Source organism: Pseudomonas sp. SZ57, assembly GCF_009495975.1.
Lineage (GTDB): Bacteria > Pseudomonadota > Gammaproteobacteria > Pseudomonadales > Pseudomonadaceae > Aquipseudomonas > Aquipseudomonas syringae.
Map to the genome: position 1 here is coordinate 29,728 of NZ_WIBD01000012.1, position 19,241 is coordinate 48,968.

The following is a 19,241-nucleotide window of genomic DNA, read 5'->3' on the forward strand; positions in this document are numbered from 1 at the left end:
CCACACGCCCACGCCGCTCACAATTCTTCACCTCCCATTCGATCCCTCTGCCACACTGTCTGCCTTATTACTGTGCGACCCTTGCACCGTTGGCTTCGGCTGGCACGATTTTGGTGCTGCGCCTGTCCAGGCGGGGAATGCCACTCTCGTTGGCGCACGACTTTGACCGGATGGCATAAGTCTTGCGCGGCTCAATTACCGTTCAGGCTCGCAGGAGGCACGCCGTGTCGATTCATATTGCCTTGCACCATGTCACGCACTATCGCTACGACCGCGCGGTCGAACTGGGTCCTCAGATCGTTCGCCTGCGCCCGGCCGCCCATAGCCGCACACGCGTGCTGTCGTATTCGCTGAAAGTCCTGCCTGAAAACCACTTCATCAACTGGCAGCAGGACCCTCAAGGCAATTACCTCGCGCGTCTGGTCTTTCCGGAAAAGACCGATGAATTCCGCGTCGAAGTCGATCTGGTCGCCGAGATGGCGGTGTTCAATCCGTTCGACTTCTTCCTCGAACCTTACGCCGAGAACATCCCGTTCACCTACGCCAGCGAAGAGCAGCGCGAGCTGGCGCCGTACCTCGAAAAACTGCCGCTGACCCCGAGGTTTCAGGCGTATCTGGACAGCATCAGCCGCGAGCCGATTCCGGCCATCGACTTTCTGGTCGGCCTCAACCAGCGCCTGAGCCAGGACGTCGCTTACCTGATCCGCATGGAACCGGGCGTTCAGACCCCGGAATTCACCCTGGAAAACGCATCGGGCTCGTGCCGCGACTCCGCATGGCTGCTGGTGCAGCTGTTGCGTCATCTGGGCATGGCGGCGCGGTTCGTGTCGGGCTACCTCATTCAGCTCAAGGCCGATGTCGAGGCGCTCGACGGGCCGTCGGGTACGGATGTCGACTTCACCGACCTGCACGCCTGGTGCGAGGTCTATCTGCCGGGCGCGGGCTGGGTCGGGCTGGATGCCACTTCCGGTCTGTTCGCTGGCGAAGGACACATTCCTCTGGCGTGCAGCCCCGAGCCTTCCTCGGCAGCGCCGATCAGTGGTCTGGTCGAGCCGTGCGAAACCGACTTCAGCCACGAAATGTCGGTCGAGCGCATCTGGGAGGCGCCGCGCGTCACCAAGCCTTACACCGAAGCGCAATGGCAGGACATTCAGGCGCTTGGCCGACAGATCGACGCCGATCTGCTGCGCGACGATGTGCGGTTGACCATGGGCGGCGAGCCGACCTTCGTGTCCATCGACGACCGCGATGGCGCCGAATGGAACACCGCTGCGCTGGGGCCGCGCAAGCGTGAGCTGTCCGCCGAGCTGTTCCAGCGCATGCGCGGGCATTACGCGCCGCTGGGCATCGTGCATTTCGGGCAAGGCAAATGGTATCCGGGTGAGCAGTTGCCGCGCTGGTCGCTGAACTGCTTCTGGCGCAAGGACGGCCAGCCGGTGTGGCGCAACAACGCGCTGATCGCCGATGAAACCCGCGACTACGGCGCTATCGGCGAACTGGCGGGGCGTTTTCTGGCCAGTGTTGCCGAGCGCCTTAAGCTGCCGGCGCGCTTCGTTTTCCCGGCTTACGAAGACAATTTCTACTACTTGTGGCGCGAAGGTGCGTTGCCGGTCAACGTCACGGCCGAAGATTCGCGACTTGGCGATGAGCTGGAGCGTGCCCGTCTGCGCAAGGTCTTTGCCCAGGGGCTGGACAAGATGATCGGTCAGGTCCTGCCGCTGGCTCGCAACGCGGACGGTGACAGCTGGCAGAGTGGCCGCTGGTACCTGCGTGACGAGCATTGCCGCTTGGTGCCGGGGGATTCTGCGCTGGGCTATCGATTGCCGCTGGCGTCGCAGCCTTGGGTCAAGGCGGCGGAATACCCGTTCATTCACCCGACCGACCATAACCAGGACTTCCCCGAACTGGCCGACAGCGACTCGTTGGCCTCGGCGCTCAAGTCCACAGACACGGATGCCGAGCGCGCGCCGAAGATCGATGAATCGGCTGACTGGCTGACCCGCACGGCGTTGTGTGCCGAAGCGCGCGAAGGGCGGCTGTACCTGTTCATGCCGCCGCTGCAAAAGCTTGAGGAATACCTTGAACTGGTGGCCGTGATCGAAGCGACCGCCGAAGAGCTGCAGTGCCCGGTCCTGCTGGAAGGCTACGAGCCGCCAAGCGATCCGCGGCTGTGCAATTTCCGGATCACCCCGGACCCTGGCGTGATCGAGGTCAACGTGCAGCCCTCGGCGAGCTGGGACGAACTGGTCGAGCGTACCGAGTTTCTCTATGAACAGGCGCGCCTCACGCGTCTGACCACTGAGAAGTTCATGATCGACGGCCGTCACACCGGCACCGGCGGGGGCAACCATTTCGTCCTGGGCGGCGCGACGCCGGCAGATTCGCCATTTCTGCGGCGTCCGGACCTGCTGCGCAGCCTGATCAGCTACTGGCACAACCATCCATCGCTGTCGTACCTGTTTTCCGGCCTGTTCATCGGCCCGACGTCCCAGGCCCCGCGCATCGACGAGGCGCGCAACGACTCGCTCTACGAGATGGAAATCGCTTTTGCGCAGATGCCGGCACCAGGCGAGGAGGTTGCGCCGTGGGTGGTGGACCGTCTGCTGCGTAACCTGCTGATCGACGTCACCGGCAATACCCACCGGGCCGAGTTCTGCATCGACAAGCTTTACTCGCCCGATGGTGCAACCGGACGGCTGGGGCTGCTGGAGCTGCGTGCGTTCGAGATGCCGCCGCATGCGCGCATGAGCCTGGCGCAGCAGTTGTTGCTGCGCGCGCTGGTGGCGCGCTTCTGGCGTGAACCCTACGCACCCGCGAAGCTGGCGCGCTGGGGCACGCAACTGCATGACCGCTTCATGCTGCCGCACTTCATCGAGCAGGATTTTGCCGATGTGGTCGCCGACCTCAACGCGGCAGGCTACCCGGTGCAGGCCGACTGGTTCTCTGCGCACCTGGAATTCCGCTTTCCGAAAGTGGGCGATTACGCCGTCAACGGTATCGAATTGGAACTGCGTCAGGCGCTGGAGCCCTGGCATGTGCTGGGTGAAGAGGGCTCGGCCGGCGGCGCGGTACGCTACGTCGATTCATCGCTGGAGCGTCTGCAAGTGCATGTCAGCGGGTTGCCGCCGCAGCGCTACGTGCTGACCTGTAATGGTGTGGCAGTGCCTCTGCAGCCGACCGGACGGGCCGGCGAGTTCGTGGCAGGTGTGCGTTATCGCGCCTGGCAGCCGGCCAACTGCCTGCAACCGACCATCGGCGTGCATGCGCCGCTGGTTTTCGATCTGCTCGACACCTGGATGCATCGCTCGCTGGGCGGCTGCGAGTATCATGTCGCCCATCCGGGCGGCCGTAACTACGAAACCTTGCCGGTCAACGCCAACGAAGCGGAAAGCCGTCGCCAGTCACGTTTCTTCCGCATCGGCCATACCCCCGGCAAACTGGACGTTCCGTCGCTCAACATTAACGACGAGCTGCCGATGACGCTGGATATGCGTCTGCATTAAAAAAACAGTGGCTCTGTGCGTCAGATGCACACGGACGTGACATCTGACTGCACTAATCTGAAGTCCTTACGTTGCCTGCCGAGCCTTCCATGCCCGACCTGCTTGACCACTACCCGCTGTCCGAGGGTACTTACCACGAAATGCTCGACGCCGACGGAGCCGTTCGCCCGCACTGGCGTCGTCTGTACGAGCACATGCGGCGCAGCAGCGCTGCGCAACTGATCCAGCGTCAAGCCCTGCTGACCCGGCAGATTCAGGAAAACGGTGTCACCTACAACGTGTATGCCGACCCCAAGGGCGCTGACCGCCCGTGGGAGCTGGACCTGTTGCCGCACATCATTGCAGCGGATGAATGGCAGCACGTGGCGGCAGGGATTGCCCAGCGTGCACGGCTGCTCAACGCAGTGCTTGCGGACCTTTACGGCCCGCAGACACTGATCGCCAATGGCCTGTTGCCCGCCGAACTGGTGTTTGGCCACAACAACTTTCTCTGGCCATGTCAGGGCGTGAAGCCCCCTGAAGACACGTTCCTGCACATGTACGCCGTCGACCTGGCGCGCACCCCGGACGGGCGCTGGTGGGTCACCGCCGACCGTACTCAGGCGCCCTCGGGTGCCGGTTATGCGCTGGAAAACCGCCAAAGCGTTGCGCGCGCACTGCCGGAGACCTATCGCGACCTGCAGGTCCGGCACCTGTCGGGTTTCTTCGACGCGCTGCAGCAGACCCTGGCCCGTCAGGCGCCAACCAGCAACGAGGCGCCGCTGATCGTCCTGCTGACGCCGGGCCGTTTCAACGAAAGCTACTTCGAACACTTGTACCTGGCGCGGCAACTGGGCTATCCGCTGGTCGAGGGTGGCGATCTGACGGTGCGCGATGCCACGGTCTACCTGAAAACCCTCAGCGGCTTGCGTCGGGTTCACGCCATCATGCGCCGTCTGGACGATGACTTCTGCGACCCTCTGGAATTGCGTACCGACTCTGCGCTGGGTGTGCCGGGGCTGCTTGAGGCGGTGCGTCAGGGCAATGTGCTGGTCGCCAACGCGTTGGGCAGTGGTGTGCTGGAGTCTCCGGGACTGCTGGGCTTTTTGCCGAAAATCAGTCAGTACCTGTTCGGCGAAGATCTGATCCTGCCCTCGGTGGCGACCTGGTGGTGCGGAGAGCCGCCGGTGCTGGCCCAGGCGCTGGAAAAACTGCCGGATCTGTTGATCAAGCCGGCGTTCCCCTCGCAACATTTCGCGCCGGTGTTCGGCCGTGATCTGAATGAGGAACAGCGCCTGGCACTTGCCCAGCGCATGCAGTCGCGGCCCTATGCCTATGTCGCTCAGGAACTGGCGCAATTGTCCCATGCTCCGGTGCTGCAGGCCGATGGCACAGGTTTGCAGCCGCGCGCCATCGGCATGCGGGTGTATGCAGTGGCCAGCCTCGACGGCTATCGCGTGCTGCCGGGCGGCCTGACCCGAGTGGCCGCCGAAGCCGACGCCGACGTGGTATCGATGCAGCGTGGCGGGGCGAGCAAGGACACCTGGGTGCTGGGTGAACGCTCGCACCTCGGCGAACCGTGGAAAGGCCAGCGTAAGCTGGGTGTCTATGACCTGATCCGTCGTGACCCTTATCTGCCGTCACGGGTGGTGGAAAACCTGTTCTGGTTCGGACGTTACTGCGAGCGCTGTGACGACAGTGCGCGCCTGCTGCGCATCATGCTGACGCGCTACGTCGACGATGATGACCCTCTCGCGCTGCAAGCCGCCGTTGCGCTGGCCGAGAGCCTGGGCATGCTGCCCGAGGCGCAGGAGGGCGAAGAGCTTAAGGATCGCCTGCTTGTCGCGCTGATGGGCGACGAGTGGCCGTTCAGCCTTCGGGCCAATTTGCAGCGTCTGCAGTGGGCCGCTTCGCAAGTGCGTGGCAAGTTATCCAAGGAAAACTGGCAGGCGCTGGTCGAGTTGCAGCGCGAAGCCTTGAGCCTGGAAAGCGAAGAGCCGGATTTTGGCGAGCTGCTGGATTTTCTCAACCGCCTGGTGATGTCGTTGGCGGCGCTGTCCGGTTTTGCGCTGGACGACATGACCCGCGATGAAGGCTGGAGCTTCCTGATGATCGGGCGACGGATCGAGCGCCTGAAGTTTCTCAGCACCAGTCTGTCGGCGTTTTTGCGCGGGCTGGTGGTTTTCGAGCGGGCCGGGCTGGAGTGGTTGCTGGAGCTGGGCAACAGCAGCATCACCTATCGCTCGCGCTACATGGCCGTGCCGCACCTGATTCCGGTGCTGGACCTGTTGCTGCTCGACGAGCAGAACCCGCATGCGGTGCTGTTTCAGCTCAAGCTGGTGCAGCGCTCGTTGCGCCGCTTGAACGACGAGTTCGATGCGCCGCGCGACAGCAGCCTGTCGGTGTTGGCGCAGCGTCTTGCGGCGTTCGATTTGGGCAGCCTGGAGAATCCTTTGTTTGGCCAGAGCAGTATCGATGCCGTACTCGACGGGCTGGCGGACTTGCTGCAGAGCATTGGCGACAGCAGTGGTCTGGCGTCCGATCGCCTGGCGTTGCGCCATTTTGCCCACGTCGATGATGTCAGCCAACGCACGGTGTCTGTCTGATGAGCGCTTCCTACCAGATTTTCCATGACACGCATTACAAGTACGACAGCCCGGTTTCGCTGGCCCAGCAACTGGCGCACCTGTGGCCGCGCAGCAGTCCCTGGCAGCGTTGCACCGAGCAGGCGCTGGAGATTCTTCCTGAACCCACTACGCGTCGCGATGAGCTGGATGTATTCGGTAACCCGCTGACCCGTCTGGCCTTCGAGCGTCCGCACGATGAGTTGCAGGTCAATGCGCGGTTGCGTATCGAGGTCATGGAGAAGCCGTTTCTGGATTTCAATCTGTCGCCGGAATGGGAAGTGACCCGCAGTGCGCTGACGTACAGTGCCAAGCCGATGACCGAGGACATTCTGGAGGCCTGCCGCTACCGCTTCGAATCTCCCTACGTTCACCTGAAGCGCTCGTTCGTCGAGTTCTCGCAGGTCTGTTTCCCACCGGGCCGCCCGTTATTGCTGTGCGTACAGGCGTTGATGGAAAAGATTTTCGAGGAATTCACCTTCGATGAAGAGGCCACTCAGGTCGCGACGCCGCTGGTGGAAGTGCTGGAGCGCCGGCGGGGCGTGTGCCAGGACTTCGCCCATTTGATGCTGGCGTGTCTGCGCTCCCGTGGCCTGGCCGCGCGCTATGTGAGCGGCTATCTGCTCACCCAGCCGCCACCGGGCCAGCCCCGGCTGATCGGTGCCGATGCATCGCACGCCTGGGTCTCGGTATTCTGCCCGGCCTCTGGCTGGGTCGATTTTGACCCCACCAACAATGTGCAGCCTGCGCTGGAGCACATCAGCCTGGCTTGGGGACGCGATTTCTCTGATGTCTCGCCGTTGCGCGGCGTGATTCTGGGCGGCGGTACGCATGATCCTGAGGTGCGGGTGACGGTGATGCCGGTCAGCGGCTAATTACCGGGTCCCGTGAATCGTTCTTCAAAAGGGCGCTCTCTCGCGAGCGTCCGCGGGACCATTTGACGCACGTTCTTGGAACCCCGGCCCTGATCGGGCACTCTCTTCTTACATCAGTTTTACGTTAATCAAGTCCTGCCCTGGAGATTCAAATGATTCGCAAGCTTTTAGCGATTTCGCTGTTGTCGTTGGCCAGTGGTCAATTGCTGGCTGCCGAGTGCTCGGTCACAGTCGATTCGACCGATCAAATGATGTACGACACCAAAGCCATTGAGATCGACAAGAGCTGCAAGGAATTCACCGTCAACCTGACTCACTCCGGCAGCCTGCCGAAGAATGTCATGGGCCATAACTGGGTGCTGGGCGAAAAAGCCGACACCCAGGCAATCGTTACCGACGGCATGGCGGCGGGCATCGACAAGGAGTATTTGAAGCCGGACGATAGCCGCGTCATCGCCCACACCAAAGTCATCGGCGCTGGCGAAAAGGATTCGGTGACCTTTGACGTGTCGAAGCTCGACCCGGCACAGGAATACCAGTTCTTCTGCACCTTCCCCGGGCACATCAGCATGATGAAAGGCGCTGTGACGCTGAAGTAACGGCAGGTCTGCGGAGCGTCTGAGAGTATCGTTCCTCACGCTCCGCGTGGGAATGCCGTTCGTGACGCTCTGCGTCACAGATCTGAGCCGCTGCGCACATTCAGGATCGGACGCGGAGCGTCCAGAACTGCATGCCGACGCAGAGCGTCGGCACGATAGCCAGCAATGAGCGTCACAAATCCGTGCCGCGCAGATCACTCACGGCGCGTACGGCAACTCGCGCTTGTGCTGGGTCTTGGCGTAGGTTTCGCAAATGATCCGGAAGGCTTCCTCGCGTACCGGCTCGCCGTGCAGGAAGGCGTCGATCTCGGCGTAGGTCACGCCGTGCGAGGCTTCGTCCGGTTTGCCAGGTGACAGGTCTTCCAGGTCCGCAGTCGGCACTTTCTCGACCAGTGATTCCGGCGCGCCGAAATGGCGGGCGATGGCGCGTACCTGGTTTTTCACCAGACCGCTCAACGGTGCCAGATCGCATGCGCCGTCGCCGAACTTGGTGAAGAAACCCATCACCGCTTCTGCCGCGTGATCGGTGCCGATCACCAGCCCATGGTAAGCACCGGCGACGGTGTACTGCGCGACCATGCGCATGCGCGCCTTGGTGTTGCCGAGCACGAAGTCCACCGAGGTCGCTGGAAGCCCGTCGAAGGCCTTCACCTCGGCGGCCAGGGCCTTGACGCTGCTGCCGATGTTGATGGTATGGCGCTCGTCCGGCTCGATGAAGTCGACAGAGGCCTGGGCTTCGTGCTCATCGGCCTGCACCACATAAGGCAGGCGCACGGCGATAAAACGGTAGGCGTTGTCACCCGTGCTTTCACGCAGTTCCTTGACCGCACGCTGGGCGAGCAGACCGGACGTCAGCGAGTCGACCCCGCCGCTGATGCCGAGCACCAGCGTCTTGAGCCGTGCGTTCTGCAGGCACTCCTTGATGAAGTTGACGCGGCGGGCGACCTCGGCCTGCAGCGCGTTCTGGTCCGCGAAAGGTGGCTGGACCTTGAGCTGTTCAGCAATCTGGCGCTGTACGGCGTGCATGATTCACTCCTCGTAAATAGGACAATTCAAGCGGGTTTTTCCGGGCTCGGCAAATTTGGCACTTTGAACACATGCCGCAGGTAGGCGACAAAGTTCGGGTCCTTGCACTGCGTCTTGCCGGGCTCGTCAGAGATTTTCGCCACGGCCTGACCGGCGCACGCCGTCATTTTCAATACCATGTTCATCGGCGCAATGCCCGGGATGTCGGCCGTCAGGTTGGTGCCGATCCCGAAGCTGACATTGATGCGTCCGCGCAATGCGCGAAAGATATCGAGCGCCTTGGGCAGGTTAAGCCCATCGGAAAACACCAGGGTCTTGCTCATCGGGTCGATACCGAGCTTCTGGTAATGCGAGATGCATTTTTCGGCCCACTTCACCGGGTCGCCCGAATCATGGCGCAGACCGTCGAACAGCTTGGCGAAGTACAGATCGAAGTCGTTCAGGAAAGCATCGGTGGTGATGCAGTCGGTCAGTGCGATCCCCAGCAGGCCGCGATATTCGCGGACCCAGCAATCGAGCGCGGCAATCTGACTGTCGATCAGGCGCGGTCCCAGCTGCTGATGGGCCATGATCCATTCGTGGGCCATGGTGCCCAAGGGTTTCAGATCAAGCTGACGGGCCAGATGCACATTGCTGGTGCCGACGAACTGACCTGGGAAGTCGTTTTTCAGGACGCCAAGCATTTCTTCCTGCACGCGGTAGGAAAACCGCCGGCGCGTGCCGAAGTCCGCCACTTTCAGCTCGGCCAGTTCGTCCGTCGTGGCATGCGTGGTCAGCCATTCGAACTTGTCATACAGACGATCCCGCGCCTGACTGAGCAGGGTGTCCGGGTAACGATGCCGGTTGCGCACTTCGCTGACGATGGCCAGCAGCGGCACCTCAAACAGGATGACGTGCAGCCACGGCCCGTGCAGGCGAATGCACAGTTCATCATTCTCGATGGTGGTTTTCACGTAGCGGGTATTAAAGCGGAACAGCCCGAGAAAGCGCAGGAAATCCGGTTTGATGAAGGTGATGCGCTCCAGAAAAGCCAGGTGTTCGGGGCTTAGCGACAGCTCGCACAACAGCTCGATCTGGTGTTTGATTTCATCCAGATAGGGGCGAAGGTCCTCCCCGTTGCGGCAACGAAATTCCCACTCGACGTCCACGTTCGGGTAGTTGTGCAGGACGGCCTGCATCATGGTCAGCTTGTAGAAATCGGTATCGAGCAGGCTTTGCACGATGCGATTGGAAAAGGCGCTCTCGCTCATTGAATCAGGCTCTCCAGAGCAGCCGGATAAAGTGGGGCGCGTGACTTCCTGTCTGTCACCATGGAAGGCTCACGGCCGGATGGGTGTGCATTGTCGCCCTTAAGCGGGGGGTTGATCCAACTGTTCCAGCATCCACTGTAGAAAAACCCGGATTTTGGGCACGTCGGCGGTGTGTTCCGGATAGGACAGGTAGTAGGCGCTGTTAGTGCTGGGCAATGCGTAATCCCAGGCAATCACCAGTTTGCCCTCGGCCAGTTCCTCCTCGACCAGAAAGCGTGGCAGCAGCGCAACACCGCAGCCGACCTGGGCTGCGCGGATACACATATAGAAGGTTTCAAAGCGCGGCCCGTGATAGCTGTGGTCGGTGTGATAGCCCTGGCTTTCGAACCATTCATGCCAGGCTTCGGGGCGGAAGGCATTCTGCAGCAGGACCAGCTCGCTCAGTTGGGTCGGGTCGCCGAGCGGCTCGTCCGGCAGGCTTTCAGGGGCGCACACCGGCACCAGTTCCTCGCCGAACAACTTCACGCTTTCGGCACCGGGCATGGCCGCCTGGCCAAAATAGAACGACACGTCGCAGCGGCCCTTGATCAGGTCATCGGACTCCTGCTCGTTGATCAGGTCCAGGTGAATGTGCGGGTGACGCAAGCGCCAGCCCTTGAGGCGCGGCACCAGCCAGCGGGCGCCGAATGTCGAAGGGGTGGACACCCGCAGCACTTCGGTCTCTCCGCCATAGGAGCGCAGGAAGTGGGTGGACATCTCGATCTGGGTCAGGATCTTGCGCACTTCGGCCAGGTACAGCGCCCCGGCTGGGGTCAGTTGCAGACGGCGACGCACGCGCTGAAACAACAGGTGCTGAACCAGCTCTTCGAGTTGCGCGACTTGCTTGCTGACGGCGCTTTGGGTCAGGTTGAGTTCTTCTGCTGCGCGCGTGAAGCTCAGGTGCCGGGTCACTGCCTCAAAGCATTGCAATGCGGCTATCGAGGGCAGATGACGTTTGTTCAGCATGATGACTTCTCTGTTTGCGGCGCGAGGGGGCTGGCGTAAGCGATATGAATTATCGGAATGATATCTCGCTTAAAGGTCGTTTGTCGGGCGTATGCAGGGAGGTTATTACTGGCGTCGTGTGATGCGCTTTTCAGAATCTGGCGATGGCTGCGGCAGGTCTCGTTTAATCCGCTAGCCTCAAATGGTGCGTCTCGTAGCGTTCACGCACCGGGCGTGTGCAATTCGGTGACGTGTGCTGTTACAGGTGGGTTGCCCATCATGGCATGTACTGGTTGCTACTCGAGTACGTGCGGGTTGCTCTTTTTTCGTCCGGGGTTGCACCTTGCACGCTCGAAGCAACCAGGGTGCCCTGTTGCGCGGCGTTGCGTGATGGAACGACACGAAGAACACGACATCTTCCTCAACTAAAAAGCGATGGCACGCGCCTTGCTCTGAGCAACTCTGTATCTGCTTGATCATGAAAGTGCCAACTAAAAAAATATCCTCAGGAGCACCACTTATGTCGCATACGTTTTACAGGAAAGGTTTTCTGGCAATCGCAGTGGCTACTGCATTGGGCGTGTCTTCGTTTGCACAGGCGGACGTGAAAATCGGCGTAGCGGGCCCAATGACCGGCGCGAACGCGTCGTTTGGTCAGCAGTACATGAAGGGCGCGCAGGCAGCAGCCGACGCGATCAATGCGGCAGGTGGTGTCAACGGGCAGAACATCGTACTGGTCGCGGGCGATGACGCCTGTGAGCCCAAGCAGGCCGTGGCGGTTGCCAACCGCCTGGTGGATCAGGACAAGGTGATTGGCGTGGTCGGACACTTCTGTTCATCGTCGACCATTCCGGCTTCGGATATCTACAGCGATGCAGGTGTGATTGCCATCACGCCAGGCTCGACCAACCCCACCGTGACCGAGCGAGGCATGAAAGAAATTTTCCGCATGTGCGGTCGTGACGATCAGCAGGGCGTCGTTGCGGGGGACTACATCGTCGACGTGCTCAAGGGCAAGAAAGTCGCCGTCATCAATGACAAGGACACCTACGGCAAGGGCCTCGCGGACGCGACGGCCAAGCAGCTGACCAAGCGTGGCGTCAAGCCGATCCTCGAAGAGGGTCTGACCCGTGGCGAGAAGGATTTCAGTGCGCTGGTGACGAAGATTCGTTCGGTAGGCGCTGATGTCGTGTACTTCGGCGGTCTGCACCCGGAAGCCGGTCCACTGGTTCGGCAGATGCGCGAGCAGGGCCTCAAGGACGTCAAGTTCATGTCCGATGATGGCGTCGTGACCGACGAGCTGGTGACCACTGCAGGTGGCGCACAGTACGTCGATGGCGTGTACATGACCTTCGGCGCTGACCCGCGCGCATTGCCGGACAGCAAGGCTGTCGTGGACCAGTTCCGCAAGGCCGGTTACGAGCCTGAAGGCTACACGCTGTACGCTTACGCTTCGGTACAGGCCCTGGCGGCCGGTTTCAATGGCGCCAAGTCAAACAAGGGTGACGCAGCCGCCGTCTGGCTCAAGGCCAACCCGGTCAAGACCGTCATGGGTGAAAAAGCCTGGGATGCCAAGGGTGACCTGAAAGTCTCCGACTACGTGGTTTACCAGTGGGACGCCGCCGGCAAATACAAGCAACTCGAAAAGCAGAAGTGAGATAGACCTCGCGTCGGCCCTGCGCGTCAGGCGCTGACCCGATGATGGGCTCGCCCAGGAGCGAGCCTGCATCTCTTTTATCGTTTTCGGACCTGTCGGTCATGCCTCACAAGGGCGTGACTGACGGGGTGCTGAGCTGCCTTTTTGTGTGAGCGTGCGTGATGGATGGAATCTTCCTGCAACAAATGGTCAACGGACTCACTCTCGGGTCTGTCTACGGCCTCATCGCCATCGGCTATACGATGGTCTACGGCATCATCGGCATGATTAACTTCGCCCATGGCGACGTGTACATGATTTCTGCCTACCTGGCCGCTATCGGCCTCGCGGTTCTGTCTTTCTTCGGCGTGGAATCCTTTCCGTTCCTGATTCTCGGTACGCTGATCTTCACCATTGTGGTCACTGGCGTTTACGGCTTCGTCATCGAGCGTGTGGCGTACAAGCCACTGCGCAACTCGACCCGTCTGGCGCCACTGATCAGCGCCATCGGCATTTCCCTGATCCTGCAGAACTACGCGCAGATCAGCCAGGGCGCGCGCCAGCAAGGCGTGCCGACGCTGCTCGAAGGTGCGTGGCGCTTTGAAGTCGGCAGCGGCTTCGTGCAGATCACCTACACCAAGATCTTCATCCTCATTGCCGCCTTCGTCGGCATGGGCGTGCTGACCTACATCATCAAGTACACCAAGCTTGGCCGCATGTGCCGGGCCACGCAGCAAGACCGCAAGATGGCCTCGATCCTCGGCATCAACACCGACCGGGTCATTTCCTATGTGTTCATCATCGGCGCTGCCATGGCTGCGCTGGCCGGTGTGCTGATCACCATGAATTACGGCACGTTCGACTTCTATGCCGGCTTCATCATCGGCATCAAGGCGTTTACTGCGGCCGTGCTGGGCGGGATCGGTTCGTTGCCGGGTGCCATGCTGGGCGGTTTGATCCTGGGGGTTGCCGAGTCGCAGTTCTCCGGTCTGATCAACTCCGATTACAAAGACGTGTTCAGTTTCGGCCTGCTGGTGCTGATTCTGATCTTCCGTCCCCAAGGCCTGCTGGGTCGCCCACTCGTGGCGAAGGTATAAGTATGTCCGCTCCTGTTGCTGTTCCAGTTTCCAAACCTGTCGAAATCAAGAAGAGTCTGATCGATGCCGTGGTCGCCGGGTTGCTGGCGCTGATCGTGTTCGGCCCCATCGTCGGGATCGTGCTCGATGGCTACAGCTTCAACCTGCAGCCGACCCGCGTGGCCTGGCTGGTGGGCGTGGTCATGATCGGTCGCTTTCTCATCAGTCTGTTTCTGCAAACACCCAGAGGCCTGCGTGTTTCCCAGAGCTTCGAAAGCTCCGACTCCGGCGTGCATGTGCTCAAACCGGATCATCGATCGAGCCTGTACTGGATCATTCCGCTGCTGATCGTGATTGCCATCGTGTTCCCGATCTTCGCCAACAAGTACATTCTGACTGTGGTCATTCTCGGTCTGATCTACGTGCTGCTGGGCCTGGGTCTGAACATCGTGGTCGGTCTGGCGGGGCTGCTCGACCTTGGCTACGTGGCGTTTTACGCCATCGGTGCTTATGGCTTGGCGCTGGGCTATCAGTATCTGGGCCTGGGCTTCTGGTCGGCCTTGCCGCTGGCGGCGATTGCGGCGGCGCTGGCCGGATGCATTCTCGGCTTCCCGGTGTTGCGCATGCATGGCGACTATCTGGCCATCGTGACCCTCGGGTTCGGCGAGATCATTCGCCTGGTGCTGAACAACTGGCTGTCGTTCACCGGCGGCCCGAACGGTGTGCCGGTGCCCGCGCCCACCTTCCTCGGGCTGGAATTCGGCCGACGCGCCAAGGATGGCGGGGTGCCGATTCATGAATATTTCGGCTTCGATTACAACCCGGACCTGAAATTCATCTTCATCTACGCCGTGCTGTTCCTGGTCGTGCTGGCGGTGTTGTTCATCAAGCATCGCCTGACGCGCATGCCGATCGGGCGTGCCTGGGAAGCCTTGCGCGAGGACGAGATCGCCTGTCGTTCGATGGGCCTCAATCACGTGCTGGTCAAACTGTCGGCGTTCACGATTGGCGCATCGACCGCAGGCCTTGCCGGAGTGTTTTTTGCCAGCTACCAAGGCTTCGTCAACCCGACCTCGTTCACCTTTTTCGAGTCGGCGCTGATTCTGGCGATTGTGGTGCTGGGCGGCATGGGCTCGACCGTCGGTGTAGTGATCGCCGCGTTCGTGCTGACCGTTGCGCCTGAACTGCTGCGCAGTTTCTCCGAGTACCGCGTGCTGCTGTTCGGGATTCTCATGGTGCTGATGATGATCTGGCGACCACGCGGCCTGATTCGCATCAGCCGCACCGGGGTGAAACCGCGCAAAGGCGCGCTGGTGACAGAGAGGGCTGCGCGATGAGCACTGAAGTGATTCTCTCCGTCGAGCACCTGATGATGCACTTTGGCGGCATCAAGGCCCTCAGCGACGTCAGCCTCAAGGTCCGTCGCAATTCGATTTTCGCCCTGATCGGCCCCAACGGTGCGGGCAAGACCACGGTCTTCAACTGCCTGACCGGTTTCTACAAGGCCACTGGCGGACGCATCGAGTTGCACACCCGTGGCAAGACCACCAACGTGATCAGGCTGTTGGGCGAACCGTTCCAGGCGACCGACTTCGTGTCGCCGAAAAGCTTCCTCAGCCGGGTGTACTACAAAATGTTCGGCGGCACCCATCTGGTCAACAGGGCGGGGCTGGCGCGCACGTTCCAGAACATTCGTCTGTTCAAGGAAATGTCGGTGGTCGAAAACCTGCTGGTCGCCCAGCACATGTGGGTCAACCGCAGCCTGATCAGCGGGATTCTGAATACCAGGGGCTATCGCAAGGCCGAAGAGGACGCGCTGAATACCGCGTTCTACTGGCTGGAGGTGGTCGATCTGGTGGACTGCGCCAACCGTCTGGCTGGCGAATTGTCCTACGGGCAGCAACGCCGCCTGGAGATTGCGCGAGCCATGTGCACGCGGCCGCAGGTGATCTGCCTGGATGAGCCGGCTGCCGGTCTCAACCCGCAGGAAACCGAGGCACTCAGCGGCATGATCCGCCTGCTGCGTGACGAGCACGACATGACCATCGTGCTGATCGAGCACGACATGGGCATGGTCATGGGGATTTCCGACGATATTGTGGTGCTCGACCATGGCAACGTAATTGCTATGGGCGGGCCGGAACAGATCCGTAACGATCCGAAGGTGATCGCCGCGTATCTGGGCGCTGATGAAGAGGAGCTGGTATGAGCAAGCCGATCCTCGAACTGAAAGAGATCGATGTGTTTTACGGGCCGATTCAGGCCCTGAAGAAAGTCTCGCTGCACATCAACGAGGGCGAAACAGTGAGCCTGATCGGCTCCAACGGCGCGGGCAAGTCCACGCTGCTGATGTCGATCTTCGGTCAGCCGCGCGCGGCCAGCGGGCAGATCATCTATCAGGGCACCGATATCACCCAGAAGTCCTCGCATTACATCGCCTCCAACGGCATTGCGCAGTCGCCGGAGGGGCGGCGGGTCTTTCCCGACATGTCGGTCGAGGAAAACCTGATGATGGGCACCATTCCGATTGGCGACAAGCATTCGGCCGAAGACATGCAGCGCATGTTCGAGCTGTTCCCCAGGCTCAAGGAACGTCGCAATCAGCGCGCCATGACCATGTCCGGAGGCGAGCAGCAAATGCTCGCCATCGCCCGCGCGCTGATGAGTCGTCCGAAACTGCTGCTGCTCGATGAGCCAAGCCTGGGTCTGGCCCCGATCATCGTCAAACAGATCTTCTCGACCCTGCGTGAACTGGCAGCCACGGGCATGACGATATTCCTGGTCGAGCAGAACGCCAACCATGCGCTCAAGCTGTCTGACCGGGCCTATGTCATGGTCAACGGCGAGATTCGACTGTCCGGCACGGGGCAGGAATTGCTGGTAAATGAAGAGGTAAGGAACGCTTATCTGGGCGGGCACTGAATTCGTCAAAACCCTGCCGTTTTCTTCGCGCGCCCCGGATGCTCAAACATCCGGGGCGCAGTCGTATGCAATTGTGGAAAACAATTTTGGCGCGTCTCATAAGTGCGACATAAAACCGCTGCAAATGGTTGTTTTGTCACCGTTTTGACTTGTTCAGGTTTACTGTGGAACCGGCTGTTAATAACTTGGGAGTATTTACCTGCAGGCCTTTATGCATAAGGCCTGTAGAAGAGTGGTTAAATTTCGTACAGAGGTTTTCGGACGGCTATATAGGGCATTTGTCAACTGTATTGGGGCTGGTCGTTCATACAGGTTTTACAGGCGAACAGCCTGTGGATAAGTCTGTTAACAAGCCTTGGAAAGACTGCCCCGGACGTTATAGGGTCTGGGCTACAGGCCATCACCGTTTTCTGACGCTTTCAACCCTCTTGACAGTGTCGGGCAAAGTCAAGGAAAAAACTTCGCCTGATACGCTGCAGGCCCCGAAACACGTGATGTTCAGCGTCACTGACTTGCCCCCAGAGATTGTGGGTCTGACTGTGGATAAGGTGGGCAAAAGTGCCTGTGAGGCCCGTAGCGCAAGGCCCGCTCAGGGTTGGTTGTTTTTTGTACAAATACACTGGGTTGTTGCATCGATGTCCCGCTGACGGGCATTCTGCTGCCCTTGCCAGAAACTTATTAACAGGCAGCGCTGTTTGTGCGCCATGTCAGGAGAATGAAATGACTTCCACTGTATTCATCACGGGCGCCACTTCCGGTTTTGGCGAGGCGTGTGCCCGCCGTTTCGCCGAGGCAGGCTGGTCGCTGGTGCTGACCGGTCGACGCAAGGACCGTCTGGATGCCTTGAGCGCCGAGCTGTCGAAGCAGACCAAGGTGCATACGCTGGTGCTGGATGTGCGTGACCGCAAGGCCATGGAGAGCTGCATTGCAGGTTTGCCTGAAGAGTTCGGCAGCATTCGCGGGCTGATCAACAATGCCGGTCTGGCGCTGGGAATCGATCCTGCGCCCAAGTGCGATCTGGATGACTGGGACACCATGATCGACACCAACGTCAAAGGTCTGGTCTACACCACGCGTCTGCTGCTGCCACGCCTGATCGCGCATGGTCGCGGCGCGAGCATCGTCAACCTGGGTTCGGTCGCCGGTAACTACCCGTATCCGGGCGGTAACGTCTACGGTGGCACCAAGGCCTTTGTCGGGCAGTTCTCGCTGAACCTGCGCAACGACCTGATCGGCACCGGCGTGCGCGTCACCAACCTTGAGCCGGGGCTGTGCGAGAGCGAGTTTTCGCTGGTGCGTTTCGGTGGCGATCAGGCCAAATACGATGCCACCTACGCAGGTGCCGAGCCGATTCAGCCTCAGGACATCGCCGACACCATCTTCTGGATCATGAACACGCCAGCCCACGTCAATATCAACAGCCTGGAACTGATGCCGGTCAGCCAGACCTGGGCCGGCTTTGCGATTGATCGCAACCTCGGTTGATTGACGTGCTGATCGGACCGCGCAGCTGCGGCCCGATCAGCTGTCTGCCGGCGTTGGCGGCGGGAATGCGCTGACGAAGCGGTTTTCGACGAAATCCGCCAGGCCGATGTAGCAGGTGGCCAAGTGGTAGGGCGTGGTCGACGGCATGTCGCTGCGGCTGACCCTGCCATCGGGCTCGACGCACTCGTTCCAGCCCCTGGCATGCAGAAAGCGCTGCTCGAAGGCCGACAACTGCTGAGTCAAGGCCGCTTCGCAGTCCGGGCGCAGGGCCATGGCCCGCAAGTATTCCGCCTGGGCCCAGATACGCTGGGTGGCATCGCGCACCGTACCATCGAGCGCCAGCATCGCCGTCACCGCCCCGCTGTGTGGATCGACGCCCTGCGCCTGGGCGTAGGCGAACGCGCGGGTCATGGATTCATGCAGCTCGCGCCCATGCAGTTCCGGCGACGATTGCAGCAGGAAGAACCATTCGAACTGATGACCTGGCTCGTACCAGTTATCCACAGCGCCCAGAGGCTTCTCCAGCATCACGCCGGTTGCCGTATCGACGAAACGGCGTTGCATGTGGATAACCAGCGCGTCCAGTGCCGCCTGCGTGACAGGGTCGGCACGCACCGACAGGGTGGCCAGAAAGGCCTCTGCCAGGTGCATCAAGGGGTTTTGCAACGGTCCGGTGCCCAATACCGACCAGTCTTCATCGAGCTGCGCCTCGTACAGCCCGTCGTCGTCGGCAAAGCGTTCTGCCACAACGTTAAGCGCTGCGTTGAGCACCGACTCTGCCAGCGGGTCCTGCACTTTCGCCCAGTAATGCGCGCAGGCAAAAATAATAAAGGCGTGGGTGTAAAGGTCCTTGCGGCGATCCAGCGGCTTGCCCTGTGGATCGATGCTGTAGAACCAGCCGCCATGCTCGGCATCGTGGAAGTGCTGTTGCAGGGAGCGGAACAATTCACCGGCCCGCGCCCGTGCCCCCGGCACTTGTGCGTGACCGATGAGGCTGGAAAACAGAAACAGCTGACGCGCACAGGCCATGGCGCGATAGCGTTGCGGCGGCAACGGTTGATCACTCGCGTCGAGTGCTTCGTAGGGCAATGCCAGTTTCGCGTTCCACCCAGGACCCTGCCACAGCGGAACGACGACCTGCATGAAGTGCTGCTGCAAGGCGGCGAACAACGAGGTCAATTCAGGCGTGGAGGCGGAGCGGGTCACATGAGGCATCGGCTGGCATCGCGGCAGTGTCGAAGTGCGCAGCATGTTATCAGGATTGCTGCACGAAGACGGGTGA

General features: G+C 60.8%; 14 protein-coding genes. 10 read left to right on the forward strand and 4 right to left on the reverse strand.

Annotated elements, in window-relative coordinates:
- The first annotated feature begins 224 nt into the window (after positions 1-224).
- The 4 genes from GE543_RS13570 (at position 225) to azu (ending at position 7,580) form a co-directional block, all read left to right on the forward strand.
- The gene (locus GE543_RS13570) at positions 225-3,503 is read left to right on the forward strand and encodes a DUF2126 domain-containing protein (RefSeq protein ID WP_371927165.1); all 3,279 of its coding nucleotides are present in this window, start codon (positions 225-227) and stop codon (positions 3,501-3,503) included.
- 89 nt (positions 3,504-3,592) lie between these two features.
- Positions 3,593-6,088: a circularly permuted type 2 ATP-grasp protein gene (locus tag GE543_RS13575; protein ID WP_003414488.1), complete on the forward strand. Its 2,496-nt coding sequence runs from the start codon at positions 3,593-3,595 to the stop codon at positions 6,086-6,088.
- A complete protein-coding gene (locus GE543_RS13580) occupies positions 6,088-6,981 on the forward strand; it encodes a transglutaminase family protein (protein ID WP_046236082.1) in 894 nt (297 codons plus the stop codon). Before GE543_RS13575 ends, GE543_RS13580 begins: the two co-directional genes overlap by 1 nt.
- 152 nt (positions 6,982-7,133) lie before the next feature.
- The gene (azu, locus tag GE543_RS13585) at positions 7,134-7,580 is read left to right on the forward strand and encodes an azurin (protein WP_153221644.1); all 447 of its coding nucleotides are present in this window, start codon (positions 7,134-7,136) and stop codon (positions 7,578-7,580) included.
- 198 nt (positions 7,581-7,778) lie between these two features.
- Here the strand turns inward: azu and nadE are convergent, their stop codons facing one another.
- From nadE to GE543_RS13605, 3 genes are all read right to left on the reverse strand, one after another.
- A complete protein-coding gene (gene nadE / locus GE543_RS13595; protein WP_003414496.1) occupies positions 7,779-8,606 on the reverse strand; it encodes an ammonia-dependent NAD(+) synthetase in 828 nt (275 codons plus the stop codon).
- 26 nt (positions 8,607-8,632) lie between these two features.
- Positions 8,633-9,856: a nicotinate phosphoribosyltransferase gene (gene pncB, locus GE543_RS13600; RefSeq protein WP_004409500.1), complete on the reverse strand. Its 1,224-nt coding sequence runs from the start codon at positions 9,854-9,856 to the stop codon at positions 8,633-8,635.
- A gap of 99 nt (positions 9,857-9,955) precedes the next feature.
- Positions 9,956-10,861, reverse strand: coding sequence for a LysR substrate-binding domain-containing protein (locus tag GE543_RS13605; protein WP_003393513.1), 906 nt, complete (start codon positions 10,859-10,861; stop codon positions 9,956-9,958).
- Between the two features lie 499 nt (positions 10,862-11,360).
- Here GE543_RS13605 and GE543_RS13610 point away from each other — a divergent pair, with 499 nt between their 5' ends.
- The 6 genes from GE543_RS13610 to GE543_RS13635 all read left to right on the forward strand — a co-directional run bounded on the left by GE543_RS13610 (position 11,361) and on the right by GE543_RS13635 (position 17,959).
- Complete coding sequence (locus tag GE543_RS13610; protein WP_153221645.1) at positions 11,361-12,497, forward strand: branched-chain amino acid ABC transporter substrate-binding protein; 1,137 nt, start codon at positions 11,361-11,363, stop codon at positions 12,495-12,497.
- Positions 12,498-12,658: 161 nt separating this feature from the next.
- The gene (locus tag GE543_RS13615; protein ID WP_003317221.1) at positions 12,659-13,573 is read left to right on the forward strand and encodes a branched-chain amino acid ABC transporter permease; all 915 of its coding nucleotides are present in this window, start codon (positions 12,659-12,661) and stop codon (positions 13,571-13,573) included.
- 2 nt (positions 13,574-13,575) lie between these two features.
- The gene (gene livM, locus GE543_RS13620) at positions 13,576-14,889 is read left to right on the forward strand and encodes a high-affinity branched-chain amino acid ABC transporter permease LivM (protein WP_003414503.1); all 1,314 of its coding nucleotides are present in this window, start codon (positions 13,576-13,578) and stop codon (positions 14,887-14,889) included.
- Positions 14,886-15,761, forward strand: a complete 876-nt coding sequence (locus tag GE543_RS13625) for an ABC transporter ATP-binding protein (RefSeq protein ID WP_003317225.1) — start codon at positions 14,886-14,888, stop codon at positions 15,759-15,761. The genes livM and GE543_RS13625 overlap by 4 nt, the downstream gene beginning before the upstream one ends.
- The gene (locus GE543_RS13630) at positions 15,758-16,474 is read left to right on the forward strand and encodes an ABC transporter ATP-binding protein (RefSeq protein ID WP_004407872.1); all 717 of its coding nucleotides are present in this window, start codon (positions 15,758-15,760) and stop codon (positions 16,472-16,474) included. Before GE543_RS13625 ends, GE543_RS13630 begins: the two co-directional genes overlap by 4 nt.
- A gap of 720 nt (positions 16,475-17,194) precedes the next feature.
- On the forward strand, positions 17,195-17,959 hold the full coding sequence (locus tag GE543_RS13635) for an SDR family oxidoreductase (RefSeq protein ID WP_153221646.1): 765 nt from the start codon (positions 17,195-17,197) through the stop codon (positions 17,957-17,959).
- A gap of 36 nt (positions 17,960-17,995) precedes the next feature.
- Here the strand turns inward: GE543_RS13635 and GE543_RS13640 are convergent, their stop codons facing one another.
- Positions 17,996-19,210, reverse strand: coding sequence for an AGE family epimerase/isomerase (locus tag GE543_RS13640; protein ID WP_153221647.1), 1,215 nt, complete (start codon positions 19,208-19,210; stop codon positions 17,996-17,998).
- Between the last annotated feature and the right edge of the window lie 31 nt (positions 19,211-19,241).